Annotated in this window: 12 protein-coding genes and 1 tRNA gene; 12 read left to right on the forward strand and 1 reads right to left on the reverse strand. The window is 35.0% G+C overall.

Translation table 11 applies throughout. From position 1 onward, the window contains the following. The 11 genes from nuoK to GQ593_RS03645 all read left to right on the forward strand — a co-directional run bounded on the left by nuoK (position 1) and on the right by GQ593_RS03645 (position 10616). Positions 1-303 (forward strand): NADH-quinone oxidoreductase subunit NuoK, encoded by a 303-nt coding sequence (nuoK, locus tag GQ593_RS03595; RefSeq protein WP_160430668.1) that lies wholly within the window; start codon positions 1-3, stop codon positions 301-303. After that, a complete protein-coding gene (locus GQ593_RS03600) occupies positions 300-2147 on the forward strand; it encodes an NADH-quinone oxidoreductase subunit 5 family protein (protein WP_160430669.1) in 1848 nt (615 codons plus the stop codon). The genes nuoK and GQ593_RS03600 overlap by 4 nt, the downstream gene beginning before the upstream one ends. A gap of 17 nt (positions 2148-2164) precedes the next feature. Then, a complete protein-coding gene (locus GQ593_RS03605) occupies positions 2165-3709 on the forward strand; it encodes a complex I subunit 4 family protein (RefSeq protein WP_160430670.1) in 1545 nt (514 codons plus the stop codon). A gap of 6 nt (positions 3710-3715) precedes the next feature. Next, entirely contained in the window at positions 3716-5458 is a 1743-nt protein-coding gene (locus GQ593_RS03610) for an NADH-quinone oxidoreductase subunit N (protein WP_160430671.1), read from the forward strand. A 185-nt stretch (positions 5459-5643) separates the two neighbouring features. Further along, positions 5644-5973, forward strand: a complete 330-nt coding sequence (gene yajC, locus GQ593_RS03615) for a preprotein translocase subunit YajC (RefSeq protein WP_160430672.1) — start codon at positions 5644-5646, stop codon at positions 5971-5973. Between the two features lie 60 nt (positions 5974-6033). After that, positions 6034-7890, forward strand: a complete 1857-nt coding sequence (gene secD, locus GQ593_RS03620) for a protein translocase subunit SecD (protein WP_160430673.1) — start codon at positions 6034-6036, stop codon at positions 7888-7890. A 15-nt stretch (positions 7891-7905) separates the two neighbouring features. Then, on the forward strand, positions 7906-8901 hold the full coding sequence (gene secF, locus GQ593_RS03625) for a protein translocase subunit SecF (RefSeq protein WP_160430779.1): 996 nt from the start codon (positions 7906-7908) through the stop codon (positions 8899-8901). A gap of 126 nt (positions 8902-9027) precedes the next feature. Next, positions 9028-9103 (forward strand) — tRNA-Ala (locus tag GQ593_RS03630). Between the two features lie 327 nt (positions 9104-9430). Beyond that, positions 9431-9745 carry a chorismate mutase gene (locus GQ593_RS03635; protein ID WP_202115365.1) on the forward strand — a complete coding sequence of 105 codons (315 nt, stop codon included), beginning with the start codon at positions 9431-9433 and terminating at the stop codon, positions 9743-9745. An 89-nt stretch (positions 9746-9834) separates the two neighbouring features. Then, positions 9835-10350: a ClbS/DfsB family four-helix bundle protein gene (locus GQ593_RS03640; RefSeq protein ID WP_091348559.1), complete on the forward strand. Its 516-nt coding sequence runs from the start codon at positions 9835-9837 to the stop codon at positions 10348-10350. A 32-nt stretch (positions 10351-10382) separates the two neighbouring features. Beyond that, on the forward strand, positions 10383-10616 hold the full coding sequence (locus tag GQ593_RS03645) for a helix-hairpin-helix domain-containing protein (protein WP_160430674.1): 234 nt from the start codon (positions 10383-10385) through the stop codon (positions 10614-10616). Between the two features lie 320 nt (positions 10617-10936). Here GQ593_RS03645 and cas3 read toward each other — a convergent pair whose 3' ends face one another. Continuing rightward, the gene (gene cas3, locus GQ593_RS03650; RefSeq protein ID WP_160430675.1) at positions 10937-13642 is read right to left on the reverse strand and encodes a CRISPR-associated helicase Cas3'; all 2706 of its coding nucleotides are present in this window, start codon (positions 13640-13642) and stop codon (positions 10937-10939) included. A 336-nt stretch (positions 13643-13978) separates the two neighbouring features. On the opposite strand from cas3, the gene GQ593_RS03655 reads away from it, so the two are divergent. After that, the gene (locus GQ593_RS03655) at positions 13979-15946 is read left to right on the forward strand and encodes an extracellular solute-binding protein (RefSeq protein WP_160430676.1); all 1968 of its coding nucleotides are present in this window, start codon (positions 13979-13981) and stop codon (positions 15944-15946) included. Position 15947 lies beyond the last annotated feature (1 nt).

The following is a 15947-nucleotide window of genomic DNA, read 5'->3' on the forward strand; positions in this document are numbered from 1 at the left end:
ATGATACCACTTATGTACAGTCTTATTTTGGCTTCTATTTTATTTGTGATTGGACTGCTAGGAATAATGATTCGGCGTCATCTCTATTTTTTATTACTTAGCCTGATTATTATGAACAATGGTGCGATAGTCGCATTATTTGCGGCAAGTAGTTATTGGCAACAATCCGATGGGCAAGTACTGGCAATATTAGCGGTAATAACAACCTTAGCAGAGGTTTGTGTTGGTCTTGCATTAATGATGAAACTATTCTACCGTCGAAAAATCTTTAATATTGACTCATTGAGTGAAATGAAAGGATGAATTTACTTTATTTAACTATTATTGTTCCCTTGCTCTCTTTTTTAATATTGGTTTTGCTAGGGAGGCATATTCGAACAATTAATGTGATGATTATAGGCATTACTACGATGCTGATCATCGTATTAATTACTCTATTTTCTTATATTGATTTTAGTTCAAACACGGTACCTGACATGGCCTTAGTTTATTCTAGACCATTGTGGAATTGGTTTTCTGTGGGTGAGTTTTCGGTGCCGATTGCTTTAATATTGGATGGTTTATCACTAACATTTTTAGTTTTAATATCGTTCTTTGGTTTTTTGATTTACTTTTTTGCGGCTTGCTATTTAACGTCAAGAAAGGATATTTATACTTTTTATGCTTATAGTAATTTATTAATTGCCAGTATATTAACCATCATATTAGTTGATAATCTATTTGTTATGTTAATTGGCTGGGAAGGAGTGAGTCTAAGTACTTACTTACTTATCGGTATCTACTATAAACAGGCTCGTAATGGTTATGCGGCTGTAAAGGCATTTATCATGATGCATTTAACTGATATCTTTTTAATTATTGGCATATTTTTATTGTATCAAACATTAGAAACATTAAATATTCATGATGTATTGGCGCAAGCACATGATAACTTGGCCGTTGACTCAGACATCATATTTTGGATAACTTTAATGTTGTTCCTTGGCGCAATGAGTAAGTCCGCACTATTTCCTATGCATTCATGGTTTGCCGAAACAACATTAGCACCAATGCCTGCGGTAGCATTGTTACAATCTTCAACCGTGATTTTAGCTGGAGTGTATTTAGTTTTAAGGCTTAGTAATTTGTTTATGATGTCGAGCGACGTCCTTGCTATTATATCGATAATGTCATCATTAACCATATTGTTTGCTAGCACTATCGCTTTAGTGCAGTATGATATTAAACGAATTATCACCTATATCAATTTAGCGCAAATTAGCTATCTATTTTATGCTTTTTCAACCAAGAGTTGGAGCTTGTCTCTTAATTGCTTAATTAATTATTCCATAACAAGCACATTGCTGATTTTAGCCTCATCAATTTTAATCAAAAGATGTCAGGGTGAACGTGATATAAGCAAAATTGGTGGTTTAATTAAATCATTTCCAATGCTATACGCGGTCTTTTTATTAATTATGTTGTCACTGAGTGCTATGCCTTGGATTTCATCATCATTTTATATCAAGGGGGATATTATATTGGGCTTAATGGCTCAAGATAAATTGATATCCGGAACTATTGGTTTACTCGGTATTTTACTTTCCAGCTTAGGTATTTGGCGTTTAATTGCCATGGTATTTTATCATAAACCCAAAAAACATGATTTTGCAGAAACTAAATGGATAAGTTTTTGCCCAATTTTTATATTATTGATATTTAGCACAGCATTGTTTATCTATTTTCCATTACCCATTCGCGGCATCATTCCAATCGCTGAGTTAGATACCAATGGCCAGTTACCCTTTCAGTTACTGTTAGCGGCGGTGACAGGATTAAGTTTTCTTATTGCCTATATTTTATATGTACGCCCAAATAGTGAAGTACACGAAATTATAAATACACCAATGGTAAAATACTTTTTACGTTTATGTAATAGTGATTGGCATTATGATTATTTGTTGAACACACTATTTGTTAAGCCTTATGTCTATTTAGCCCATTTGTTAAAAAAAGACCCTTTAGCATTATGGGATGATTGGATAATGAGAGGAATCAAAAAATTAAACTCGTTCATCGTTGATCTCGAAAATGGGCAAATTCGGTGGTATATGGTCTCGATGGTTATAGGTAGCATTATCATATTAATGTTACTGATTTTTATTTAATAAAGGTGTAATCATTCATGTTATTATGGCTTGTTTTTTTACCTGTAATAGGCGGATTTATTGGTTGGTTATGCCATGTATGTTTACAAAGGGGCGTTGTTTCTGTCGATGTACAAATGCGCTGGTCAAAACTACCAATAATTGTAGCGTTTATCACAATTTGTATTACATTATTGATGGCAATAGTATTTTGGATAGATGCCATAGATGTGTTGAATCAAGGAACAAATTGGGTACAGGAGGTGAACCTAGACTGGATCCCTTTGTTAGGTATTCATTTTCATCTTGTTTTAGATGGTCTATCGATGGTTGTTATCACCTCAACACTCTTTATTGTGTTATTGACAATTGTTTATTCTAGTAAAGAAAGCCTAAACAATCTTGGTCTATTTTATTTATGTTTATTATTTATGACATCAGCCATTATGATGTTATTTGTCATCACTGACTTATTTTTAATGTTCTTCTTTTGGGAAGCGGTCGCAATACCTATCTATTTTTTAATTTCACTATGGGGACGACGAGATTCAAGCTCACAATTACGTTTTAATGGTGCCAGCAAATTTTTGATTTATACCCAATTGAGTAGTTTACTTATGTTAATCTCAATTGTGTCATTAGCCTTAACTAACTGGAACTTAACAGGGCATTGGACGTTTGATTATCAGGTATTAACAAAAACGCCAATTTCAAGTGATACCGAATTTTTGCTCATGCTAGGATTTTTAGCGGCTTTTATTGTGCGTATTCCTTTTGTTCCCTTTCATAGCTGGTTTATTGAAGCCAATATCGAATCTTCAACAACAGGCTCAATGATGATCAGTGGTTTATTACTCAATACTGCTGCATTTGGTTTACTGCGTTTTGTTATACCGCTATTTCCTAATGCTTCAATCATGATTATGCCATTTATGTTAGCTTTTGCCCTGCTTACGGTTATTTATGCTGCATTAATTGCATTTAATCAAACGGATATAAAAAAACTCATTGCTTATATTCATATCGCATTAATGGGATTTGTTACAGCCATTATTTATAGCGGTTCTGTTATTGCTTATCAAGGCGTGGTTATTCAAATGATAGCCATCAATTTAGCAATAGTTGGCATGTTTATCATTAGTGGATTGCTAGTTGAATGCTATTCAACACGAAATATAAGCCAATTTGTTGGGCTTAAAGAGCGGGTGCCTTATCTATCTTCGTTTACCCTGTATTTTATATTAGCGGTATTAGGTATTCCAGGTACAGCTAATTTTGTTGGTAATTATATGATGTTACTTGGTAGTTATAACACTTTTTCATTTTATACAATTTTATTAGTCATTGGTTTATTATTACTGTCGATATCATTTATTGTACGTATGCAGCCAATTTTTTATGGCGCTATTGATAAAGGTGTTGCAACAAAACATCAGCTAAGCAAAAAAGATCTTTTATTATTATCGAGCATCTTAATTGTCCTTATTTTTATTGGTTTGTATCCTCAAGTGGTTTTAGATATGTCTTATTCTGTCGTGAATCAAACACAACAATACATAGCCACAGAGCGAGTGGGAGAGTAATAATCTATGATAGCTTTATCGCCAATTTTTGTATTAAGCTTTTCGATCATTGTTTTGTTATTTTCACTATTTGTTTTTAAAATAAGCACCAGAGGTTGCACTATTTTAACGGTATGTGGATTAGTTTGTGCTTTGATCTGTTCTGCAGTGATTGGCTATAAAATTTCATTTAGTACTCAGACTATTACTGATATCAGCAGTGACAATATGCAAATATCGGTATCAGTTTCTGAACCAACTAAAGAACCAAATCCATCAAGTGAAGAAACAATCGCAATTGATACTGTACCTAATGACACTATAGAATCATCAAGTGGCAGTGAAGATACCAGTATTGATAGTAATATCGACAACAGTAAAATTGATAATACAGCGACAGATGTCGATACCCATTCTAATATTGATGATAATTCAAAAATTGATGGTAGTTCAAAGGATGAATGGAAAGCGCGCCATATTACCGCACTTTTTACCTGTGATGGCTACGGCTTACTTTATACCAGTTTGATTTTAATGATATCCATTGCAGTTGCATGTTTTGCTTATCGCTGGTTTAAACAAGAGCAGATTCATCATGGATTATTTTATTTGATTCTGCTCTTTATGGCATTAGGTGGAGTAACACTGGTATACGCCAGCCATTTAATCGCATTTTTTGTTGGAATTGAACTATTATCTATCCCCTTTGTGGGATTAATTGGTTATCAATATACACAAACTCATTCATTAGAAGCCGCAGTTAAATACATGATTTTATCTGCTATTGCCAGTGTATTTCTATTGATGGGCATTGCCTTTTATTATGCAACTACTGGAGAGCTCACTTTTAGTGGTTTAAGTTATCAACTCTCAACGATGCCTCACCTAAGCACATTATTACTGATGGGGGTTTGCTTAATGTTGGTTGGTATTGGTTTTAAATTATCACTAGTGCCATTTCAACTTTGGTTGCCCGATGTTTATCAAGGCGCGCCAACGGTTGTCGCCTTATTATTATCAACAGTTGGAAAAGTTGCGATTTTCTGTGCCATCGCAAGGTTATTCCTATTGGCACCGATCGTTAATAATGAAACTATCCGTATTATTTTAGTGATTATGGCTTTTTGTTCTATTTTATGGGGCAATTTATTGGCGTTAAAGCAAAGTAGCTTAAAGCGATTACTTGCCTATTCATCAATAGCGCATTTCGGCTATCTATTTACGGCTTTAATTGCCGTCCAATATCAAGTACTTGCATTAGAAACGATTGGTGTTTATTTAGTTGGCTATATTTTAGCTAATATCTGTATATTAGGTGCGATCAGTTTAGATTCGCATTCTAATGAACTGCAAGATCATGAAAACGAAATTGATCTTTCAGGACTATTTTGGCGCAGACCAATTCTTGCATTAGCGATGGGCATTGGGTTTTTATCTTTAGCAGGGACACCACTAACTGCGGGTTTCGTGGGGCGATTTTTACTAGTGTTATTAGGCGTAACTGCTGAATTATGGTGGTTAGTTGCTGCCGTGGTTATTGGTAGTGCATTGGGGCTTTATTTTTATGCTCGTTTAATTATCAATCTTTATATTAGGCCGCCTTGTCGTGATGGACAAATGTTAAGTGGAGCTTCGATTAAATTAAAATGGAAGGATATTAGAATAAGCGAGTTAATCATCGTATTATGTGCCTTATTGACATTGCTTTGTGGAATTTACCCTAAATGGTTATTTAATTTAGTTAGCATGGCGCAATATTTAACCACGTAATTAACGTTTATCCGCCATCATTGCTTGGTTGGCGGAGTTATATTAACCAAAGTAGCTTAAAACACTTTTTATACTAAAACGCATACTTTCCTGAAACTTTTTGACAAGAAATAGTTAATAACAGATTTATTTATTGTGTTATAATTCCGACCTTTAAAAATTTAGTTTGAAATAAGAGGATCAGTATGGATTTTTTAATCTCTAATGCTTATGCAGCCGATGGTAGCCAACCAGGTGGCGATTATTTTATGCCAATTATGTTAGTTGTGTTTGGTTTATTTTTCTATTTTATGATTATGCGTCCACAGCAAAAACGCGCTAAAGCACATCGTGATTTAATGGCATCAATTTCAAAAGGTGATGAAGTGTTAACCAATGGCGGGCTTATTGGTCGTGTAGCAAAAGTTAACGAAAATGGTTACATCGCGCTAGAATTAAACGATACGACTGAGGTTGTGATCAAGCGTGACTTTATTACATCAGTTTTACCAAAAGGAACAATGAAATCACTATAATAGGCTGTTATCTATTATCGTTCATTGTATTAATTACCTAATCCCACAAGAGAATATGTCGTGTTAAACCGCTATCCTTTGTGGAAGTACATTATGTTGGTCGTTGTTATTTGCCTCGGCCTTCTTTATGCACTTCCAAATATTTATGGTGAAGATCCCGCTATACAAATTTCAGGTTCAAAGACTGCTGAAATTGATGTGGCTATGCAAGATAAGGTCAAAAAACTTTTGGCCGATAATCATATCGAACCGAAATCATTGGTTTATGAAAATAAATCAATTTTGATTCGTGTTGGCGATAACGATACCCAGCTTAAAGCGAAAGAACTTATATCTGAAGCATTGGGTGAAGAGTATACTGTTGCATTAAATTTAGCACCAGCAACGCCTGCATGGCTTACTGTGTTAGGTGCAGAACCGATGAAACTGGGTCTTGATTTGCGTGGTGGTGTTCACTTCTTAATGGAAGTCGATATGACCACTGCATTAAGTAAACTCACTGAACAATCTATCGAAAACATCAAAGCTGAATTTACTAATAGCAAGTTAAACTATAAAACGATAAGCAAAGATAGTAATCAGCAAATTGTAATGCAATTTGATAATACTGAAGATCGCAATAAAGCCATTACCAAGATCAATGGGATACAAGATTACAAAGTGATCTCTCAACGCGACAACAGTATCGTCATCAATGTCAGTGAACAACGTTTACAACAAGCGAAAAATGATGCTGTACAACAAAACACGACCATTTTACGTAATCGTGTTAACCAACTCGGTGTTGCTGAACCAATTGTTCAACGTCAAGGGGCAGATCGCATTGTTGTTGAATTACCCGGCATACAAGACACCGCATTAGCCAAGCGTATTTTGGGTGCAACGGCAACATTAGAATTTAGACAAGTTAACGAAGAGAGTACGCCTAATTTGCCTGCTATTCTAAATGGCGATATGCGCATTCCTTATGGTTCCGAAATTAAGTATATGGAAAGTGGTCGTCCTGTACTACTGTATAAACGTATTGTATTAACAGGGGATCATATTACCGATTCTTCATATCGGGTTAATCAATATGGCCAACCCGAAGTAGCTATTACACTTGATGGTTCAGGCGGTAAAAGGATGTTTGATTTTACCCAAAAAAATCTTCATAAAGCGATGGCAACTTTATTTGTTGAATACAAAGACACCGGTAAGCGTGATGAAAACGACAAACCAATACTTGAAAAGCAAGAACGTGTTATTAACGTCGCGACTATTCAGGGTATTTTTAGTGATCGTTTTCAAGTAACCGGTATTGGTAATATTGATGAAGCTAAAAATTTATCACTATTATTACGTGCAGGGGCATTAATTGCACCAATTCAAATTATTGAAGAGCGAACAGTTGGACCATCAATGGGGCAAGAAAATATCACCCAAGGTCTAGAATCTTGCGCATGGGGTTTAGCGATTTCTGTCATCTTTATGCTAGTGATGTATCGTCTGTTTGGCGTGTTTGCTAGCCTTGCATTAGTTGCAAACTTAATTTTAATTGTTGGTGCAATGTCTTTACTTCCTGGGGCAACGCTAAGCATGCCTGGTATCGCAGGTATTGTGTTAACTGTAGGTATGGCTGTTGATGCCAATGTACTGATTAACGAACGAATAAAAGAAGAGCTTAGTAATGGACGTGGCGTTCAGCATGCAATTAACGAAGGGTACGCAGGCGCTTGGAGCAGTATTTTTGATGCCAACCTGACCACTTTAATTACTGCTGTTATTCTTTATGCAGTTGGTACAGGATCAATTAAAGGTTTTGCCATTACACTAGGCATCGGTATTGTAACATCGATGTTTACATCGATTGTCGGTACTCGTGCATTAGCCAATCTTATTTATGGCGGTCGTCGCGTTAATAAGTTATCAATTTAGAGGTTTATTGTGAGTATTACTAAACAACAAAATCATGATGTTAGAGAATTAAATCATGGCCGCAGAGTCCTCGACTTTTTGAAATTTGGCTTTATTGCTTTTGTTATTTCAATGTTATTAGTTGTCGCATCGTTTGTGGTTATTTTTGTTAAAGGATTTAATCTAGGACAAGATTTCACTGGCGGTACGACAGTCGAGCTCACCGTAACAAAAGCCGTTAACCTTGATGACCTTCGTAACAGCTTACGCAATGCTGGCTATCACGAGCCGATAGTACAATATTACGGCAGTAGTAAAGATATCATCATTAGATTACCTTCGGCCAAGCAAGAAGATGGTAGTGCCACGTCCGCGATTGATAATGCACTAGGCACAAAAATTTCCAATTTAATCCATAAAGATATTGATGCAGAAGCTCAAATTAAACGGATTGAATTTGTCGGTCCAACAGTTGGAGCTGAACTTGCGCAAGATGGTGTTTTGGCAATCTGTGCCGCATTAGTGTGTATTTTAATCTATATTGCCTTTCGTTTTGAGTGGCGATTCGGTACAGGTGCAGTTGTTGCCTTAGCGCATGATGTTATCATCACTGCAGGTTATTTATCACTATTTGAACGAGAACTTGATTTAACTATCATTGCTGCGATGTTATCGATTATTGGCTATTCTCTTAACGATACCATTGTTGTTTTCGACCGAATTCGTGAGAATTTTAGAAAAATTCGCCGAGCAGAGCCTTACGATGTTATTAATATCTCGTTAACACAGACATTGCATCGTACTTTAATGACATCAGGTACAACCCTTGCAGTGGTCGTTATTCTGTATATTTTTGGTGGTTCAATGTTAAAAGGTTTCTCTGAAACATTAGGCGTTGGTATTGTACTTGGTACAATCTCATCAATTTATGTGGCTGCGTATATGTCACTTAAATTGGGCGTAAAACGTGAACACTTTATGCCACCTAAAATTGAAGCAGAAGGCGCTGATCAACCTTCAATATTGCGTTAATTATGTAAACTCTGCCATCAATGGGCAGAGTTTTATTTGGCTGTTTTTCAAACAAATAATATCAAATCGATTGACACTTATTATTTAGTTGCATATTATTAGCCACAGTTTTATCCCTTTCTATTTGGGGCCATAGCTCAGCTGGGAGAGCGCAACGCTGGCAGCGTTGAGGTCAGGGGTTCGATCCCCCTTGGCTCCACCAATCAATATTCTATAAGATTCTTTAAAACCCACTTAAAGTATATAAAATCCTCAAAGTATTTGTTAACAAGTGCATGAACAAAAATTTTAGTTATATTATTGTGTTATTCAGTGGTTATCAATGTAAAACAAAATTGATTTAATAAATAAAAAAAAATCAATTAATTATTGAATATATCCAAATATTAAACTCAATTCTATTAAAAGTGCACAATCAATTTTGTATATATAAATATAGTGCAACGATGACATCTACTAAGTGATACTTTTGTGCATAATCTAATAGTGATAGGATATAAAAAGTTAAATAAACAAAAGGTATAAAATCGTGACTTATAAACCTACCCAAGCGCCAAACAAATGTGAGAATATGAACCACATTCGTGCCGAAATAGATCAGATTGACCATTCCATAATTAAATTGCTTGCTACACGCTTTGAATACGTCAAAGCTGCCAGTAAGTTCAAAAAAAATACCACTGATGTACAAGCCAAAGAACGTTTTGACAGTATGCTAGAGCAACGAAAACAATGGTCGAATGAATTAGGACTTAATGGCGAAATCATCAAAGATCTATATGCAAATCTAGTACGATATTTTATCGATGAAGAATTGAAATATTTCAAAAACAAAGAAAAATAAAAACAGAGATTTCATTAAAAATATTTAGATAATATATTGATTTTATGTTATCTTTAAAGATATGAATGATCTCATAAGAAGTAGGTGACATGGCTTATGCAACTAAACAGCAGTTATTAGATGAAATAAACAAAACGGCCAAGCTATTTATTGATGAGTTTATAGTTTTATCTGAATCACAAAAAGACTCTTTGGTAGAGGGCGTTGATCGTACTCCTGCACAAATGATTGCTTATCAACTCGGTTGGCTTAATTTGGTGAAATCTTGGGATGATGATGAACTTGCTGGTAAAACACCTGAATTACCGGCTTCTGGATACAAATGGAATCAATTGGGTAATTTGTATCAACAATTTTATAAAACATATCAATACCTATCATTACAGGCATTAATTCAAGCATTTAATCAGCAAATCACCATTTGGAATGATTGGATTCAATCTTTGAACGAAGACACTTTGTTTATAAAAGATAGCCGTAATTGGACTAAACCTTATCCTGAATCTTGGACTGTTGCTCGATTTATCCATATTAATTCTGTGGCGCCTTTTAAATCGTTTAGAGCAAAAATCAGAAAGTGGAAAAAGCTAAATGCATCAGTTTAAAATTATATTCAATATAATGTAAGGAGAATAATATGGCCTTTACAGAAACAGAACGACAGCAATTGATGGAGCTTAAATTTGTGGGTGCCAAAATTATTGAAAGACTTGAAGAGATGAACTTCGATTCTTTCGATAAATTGCGTAATGCTAGTTTAGATGAAATCCTTAATAAAGGTGCGTTATTAACAGGTTCAACTTGTTGGAAAAACAGTCATCAAGCAAAAACGGCAATAAGTAATATTTTGAGTTTAGTTAACAATACTTAATATTCCTTGTATAGGCGGTAAGTGCATCCAACCGTTCAATTGAACAATGATAATCAATTTTTTTGTTTCTTATCTATTTTTAAGATATTTATACTGAAACGTATAGTTACCTGAAACTTTTTTACAAAAATTAATTATCTTTAGTGTTCAAGGAACAGCGGCATTTCGATGGAAATACCGTTTTCTAACTCAGTTTATTGCAACACATATAGGGAGCAGACTAATTATCGCTAATGGTTCTATAATTAAAATAAAAAAGTAAAATTTCACCAAATTTTTAGTTTGATTTTTAATCATATTATTAGTAAATATATACGTAATTAACTTGCATAAAATCCTATCTCTTTTGAGTAAAAAGTTGAGTCTTTACCTTGTTCAATTAAGATAATAATGGCTTGAGGTCTATGTATTTGCAGTCTAATCTTTTCTAACCTTTGCAGGTCAAGTTGTGGGATAGTCTTTTTTATTTTTTCCCATTTTGAAATGCTTAGCGGAACACGACTTTGTGCCCACGCATATTCACTATTGGTGCAATAAGGTATTATATTATCTTCTAGCTTATAAGCTAAATACAGATCGACGTTATCTTCTGATAGTCGGGTTGATAGTTCAATACTCTTTTCCCATCCGTTGCAAGAGGTTCGATTATATCCATCATTAAGCTGTAATAAACTTTGATTTGCGATCGAAGCTTGGCCAAGTGATTTTCCTTGTGCAGAATAAAAGGCTTCTTGTAATCCCGTTGGTGGTTCAATGTCTTGTGCATAAACTGACTCAATTAACAATCGGGCATCTTCAGGCATTTTGATAACGCGTTGAGTCAGTAATATTTTTTGGGTAAACCATAAATAGGCATGGTTAGGGTAGACATAACTGGTATTGCGAAAGGTTGGATTATCAAGCCAATCTTTTTGGGGATCGTCCTGCCAATGTGGCGCAAGTACAGTTAAAATGGGTTGTCCACGATCATCATAAGGCTGAGTTTTTTCATCAAAAGGTTTAACATTACCTTGTTGATCTCGTACATGGCGTCTTAAACGGCCGGCACGTTGTATCAATAAATCAATTGGGGCAATATCACTAATCATCTCGTCAAAATCAAGATCTAATGATTGTTCAATAACTTGAGTAGCAATAATCACCTTTGCGTGGCGAGTATTACGGTTAGATGTTTTACCTGCCCATTTTAGTGTTTTTTGTTCAATTTCAAGGCGATCACAAAAAGCAAAACGACTATGAAAAAGTAATATATTATTGCTATCTATCTCTAATTTTAATTGCAATTGTTGATACAAACTAATTGCATCGTCAACACTGTTTTTGATCCAGCAAATAATTTTACCTTGTGCTATCGTGTGGCGGATTTTATTTATACCTGCATCAATATCATCTATCCATTCAATGTTTACTTGACGTTTAACGTCATCTCGAGTGTCTATTGCTTGTTCTACTAAACCATTATGATTTAGTTGTGTTATGAGAGGGAAAGGTAAGTTATGGTTTAAAAGTAGATCTTGAGGATGATTTGTTAAGCCTGTATAAAATGCATTGAGTAACTTTTCACGTAAAAAATGGGGTAGGGTGGCGGTAAGAATAATGGCACTACCACCTTGTAAGGCGTGATAATGCAATAACGATTCTAATAATTTAACCATGTAACTATCATAAGCATGAACTTCATCTAATATGAGTAACTTATGCCTTAGACCTAATAATCGTAATGATTGATGTTTAAATGGCATAACCGCCATTAATGCTTGATCCAAGGTACCGACACCAACTTCAGCCAATAGCGCCTTTTTCCGAGTATCAACAAACCATTCCTGACACTCCGCACTAATGGTCTGTTCGCCTGTAGGATATTGTTGCTCGCAGCTATCCTCGCTGCTGATAATTGAGTGATTAAAATGAGGGTTCATATAGCTAGCACCATGTGCTAATACTAGCGAAGGGTGACTATCGGCCTGATAGAGTTGCCCATAAATTGTCGCTGTACGTTGATAAATGGCATTTGCTGTTGCTTGGGTTGGTAAGCCAATATAAATACCTTGAGCTTTTTTAGCTGTCATTAATCTATGTGCTAAAACCATTGAGGCTTCGGTTTTTCCTGCTCCTGTAACATCTTCCATAATAAATAATTCTGGACCGTCATTAGACAATTGGCATGATAGAGCTTGTTGTTGCAGTGGTGTGGGCTTTTCAATAAATGGAAATAAATTTTTGATATCAATAAAAGGGGCAATAGGCGATGTTTTGGGTAAAGTAGATATCGCTTTTTCTGCTTGAATAATAGCATGCTTATGCCAATATTCAGCAAGCGGTATTACTTGGCAACAAAAAGGAAAAAACGATTCGTTAGATCCTAGCCAATCACTAATAACGGTTAAACCAGCAATTAACCAACTTATTTGATTAAGTTTTTTTTGCAATGCTTTATCAAAAAAGAAAGAGCAATAGTCTGCTAATTTATGTTCGCTAATAAAAAACTCATTAATTGCTTTTATATAATCTAATGCTGCTTGTTTATCTTGTTGATTAAATGATAAGTTGCCATTTACTCGCAATTCTGGTGGCTTGCCATGATGGCCTGTCATGATGAGTAACCATATATCCAAAAAATGCTCTATCTTTCTATTATAGTTAGATAACTGAATTTCAGTTTTATTCTTAAGAAAAGTATCCCATAACCAAAATCCAAGAGAATCATGTCTGGACATGTATCTTTTTGCCGGATCAGCAGCAACGAGTTGCGGATTGTTGTGCTTAAACAACTGTTGGAACCCATTGGCGAATTTTCCTATATCATGCCAAGTCAAAAAATAGGCAAACCAGAGGGCTGCCTTTTCATTGTCTTGTGGAGTAAAGCCGATTTGCATAAATAGTTCAGCTGAATTGAAATAGTTGTGTTTAACTATTTGGTATCCACAAGCGGCTACGTCTAAATTATGATATGGGAGTAAATGGTAGTTATTATTATCAGAGCCTTGACGACATTTTCCCCAGTATTGATAAAACGATTCGATCATTAAATTTTATCCCTTTATGACTTTTGGGAAAATATGCTTTATACAACGCATATTTATTTAAAAGAATATGAATTATTTATATTGAAAAACGTAAAGAGACCTATTGTTTACAATTAATTTAATATAGACATTTCTAATGTAAAAATAAAGGTATGTTTTTAGCTAATATTATCATTTTATATAAACTTTATTAATTAGGTTTTGCTCATTTAGTTGAAGTTTGGCAAAATAGACGCCCTGACAGGGCGATTATGATAGTCTTAAATGATTTGGATTTGTTAATAATAAATAAAAAGAAATATAAACATGCTATTGTTAAATAAAAGCAGGAACGGAATGAGGATAGTTAGTCGAGTTAAACAACCTATAAAAACATTATTCATCTTGAGTTGCCTAAGTGGCATAGTCATTTGCTGTGCACCTGCTTTTGCCGATGAAGAGCAACAAATTGTACATCAAACTCAAACTGAGATAGAAGCAGATACTAATAGCCCAGCTCAGTTACTTGAAGATCAGCAAATTGATCTTGTCGGTCCTAGCCAACATTATGAGAAAATTTATCATAAAACAGTGTTTTCACTGTCAGGTCGCCCCAAGTATCCTGATCATTTTAAGCATCTTGATTACGTCAATCCTAATGCACCTAAAGGTGGTGTAATTAAACTGGCTGAAGTTGGTTCTTTTGATAATTTGAATCGTTTTGCTAGCCGTGGCGCTCCTGAGCGAAACTCAGGATTGCTATATGATACGCTTTTTACCAATACGGCTGATGATATTACCAGTTTTTATCCACTAATTGCGACATCAATCACCTATTCTGATAGTTATCGCTGGGCAGAAGTCATAATTAATCCCAAGGCTCGTTTTCAAGACGATCAACCCATAACAGCCTATGATGTTGAGTTTACCTTTGATAAATTTATGACCGAAGGGGTACCTCAATATCGTGTTTATAACAAAGGAATCACAGTTAAAGCGATAGATGATCACCGTGTGCGTGTTGATATACCCGCTTCCGATCGTGAAAAACTGTTTTCATTTGTTGGTAGTATGCGAGTTATTCCTAGACATTTTTGGCAAAATCATGATCTTTCTGAACCATTAAGTACACCGCCCGTTGGTAGTGGTTCTTACTATATTAGTGAATATAAATTAGGACAATATGTTGTTTATCGGCGTAATCCAAATTATTGGGCGCGCGATTTGCCTATAAATAAAGGTTTAGATAATTTTGACGAAAAACGTATTGATTACTATATGGATAATAATGTTTCGTTAGAGGCATTTAAAGCGGGTGAATATGATTTGCGCGCGGAAGATCAGCCTAAAAACTGGTTTACTCAATACCAAGGTAAATATTTTGATTCTAAGCATATTATTAAACAAGAACAACCCATTCAAACGGCAACTGATACTAAGTGGTTAGCGTTTAATTTGCAAAAAGATCTATTTAAAGATATCAAAGTGCGTGAAGCTATCACATTGGCATTTGATTTTGAATGGTTGAATCATGCATTTTATTATGATAGTTACAAAAGACCTTATAGTTTTTTTGAAAACACTATTTATGCGGCAAAAGGTAAGCCAACAGAGCAAGAATTGAAGTGGTTAAATCCTTATAAACATATTATTCCAGAAACCGTTTTTAAGAATGCTTATTTTATTCCCAAAAGTGATGGTAAAGGCTTTAATCGCGATAATTTATTAAAGGCGACAGAATTATTAAAACAAGCCGGATGGATGCTCAAAGACGGCAAACTTATTAACACTAAAACACAGCAGCCATTTGAATTTGAACTGATCAGTTATCTTGGTAGCGATATTAAATATGCCATTCCCTTTCAACAAAATTTGGCTCGTTTGGGGATCACCATGAAAATTACCTTGTTAGATTCAGCACAACAATTACGCCGCGTTCGTGAACGTGATTATGATATGGTAGCTCGTGATTATTATGCCGTAAATTACCCAAGTTCGAATTTGCTGGTGCTTTGGGGTAGCGAGTATCTTAACTCATCATGGAATGCTTCAGGATTACATAACAAGGCTATTGATGGCATAATTGCTGAAATCACCAAGAATGTAGATAATCAAGATGAGCTCGTGCCACTTGGGCGAGCACTTGATCGTATTTTAACGCAAGAATATCCAATGATTCCTATGTGGTATAACAGTAAAACATATTATGCTTACTGGAACAAATTTGGGCAACCAGCTATACAACCGACTTATGCAATCGGGGTTGATAGCTGGTGGTATGATGCAGACAAAGCAGCTAGCCTGCCTAAAAATCGGGAACATTAAT

It is taken from the genome of Gilliamella sp. Pas-s25, from assembly GCF_009795885.1.
Taxonomy (GTDB): domain Bacteria; phylum Pseudomonadota; class Gammaproteobacteria; order Enterobacterales; family Orbaceae; genus Gilliamella.

Excerpts from the sequence above, each read along its gene's own strand:
- nuoK (WP_160430668.1), top strand. The coding sequence starts at position 1 with ATGATACCACTTATGTACAGTCTTATTTTGGCTTCTATTTTATTTGTG.
- GQ593_RS03600 (WP_160430669.1), top strand. The coding sequence starts at position 300 with ATGAATTTACTTTATTTAACTATTATTGTTCCCTTGCTCTCTTTTTTA.
- GQ593_RS03605 (WP_160430670.1), top strand. The coding sequence starts at position 2,165 with ATGTTATTATGGCTTGTTTTTTTACCTGTAATAGGCGGATTTATTGGT.
- GQ593_RS03610 (WP_160430671.1), top strand. The coding sequence starts at position 3,716 with ATGATAGCTTTATCGCCAATTTTTGTATTAAGCTTTTCGATCATTGTT.
- yajC (WP_160430672.1), top strand. The coding sequence starts at position 5,644 with ATGGATTTTTTAATCTCTAATGCTTATGCAGCCGATGGTAGCCAACCA.
- GQ593_RS03640 (WP_091348559.1), top strand. The coding sequence starts at position 9,835 with ATGGCTTATGCAACTAAACAGCAGTTATTAGATGAAATAAACAAAACG.
- GQ593_RS03645 (WP_160430674.1), top strand. The coding sequence starts at position 10,383 with ATGGCCTTTACAGAAACAGAACGACAGCAATTGATGGAGCTTAAATTT.
- cas3 (WP_160430675.1), bottom strand. The coding sequence starts at position 13,642 with ATGATCGAATCGTTTTATCAATACTGGGGAAAATGTCGTCAAGGCTCT.
- GQ593_RS03655 (WP_160430676.1), top strand. The coding sequence starts at position 13,979 with ATGAGGATAGTTAGTCGAGTTAAACAACCTATAAAAACATTATTCATC.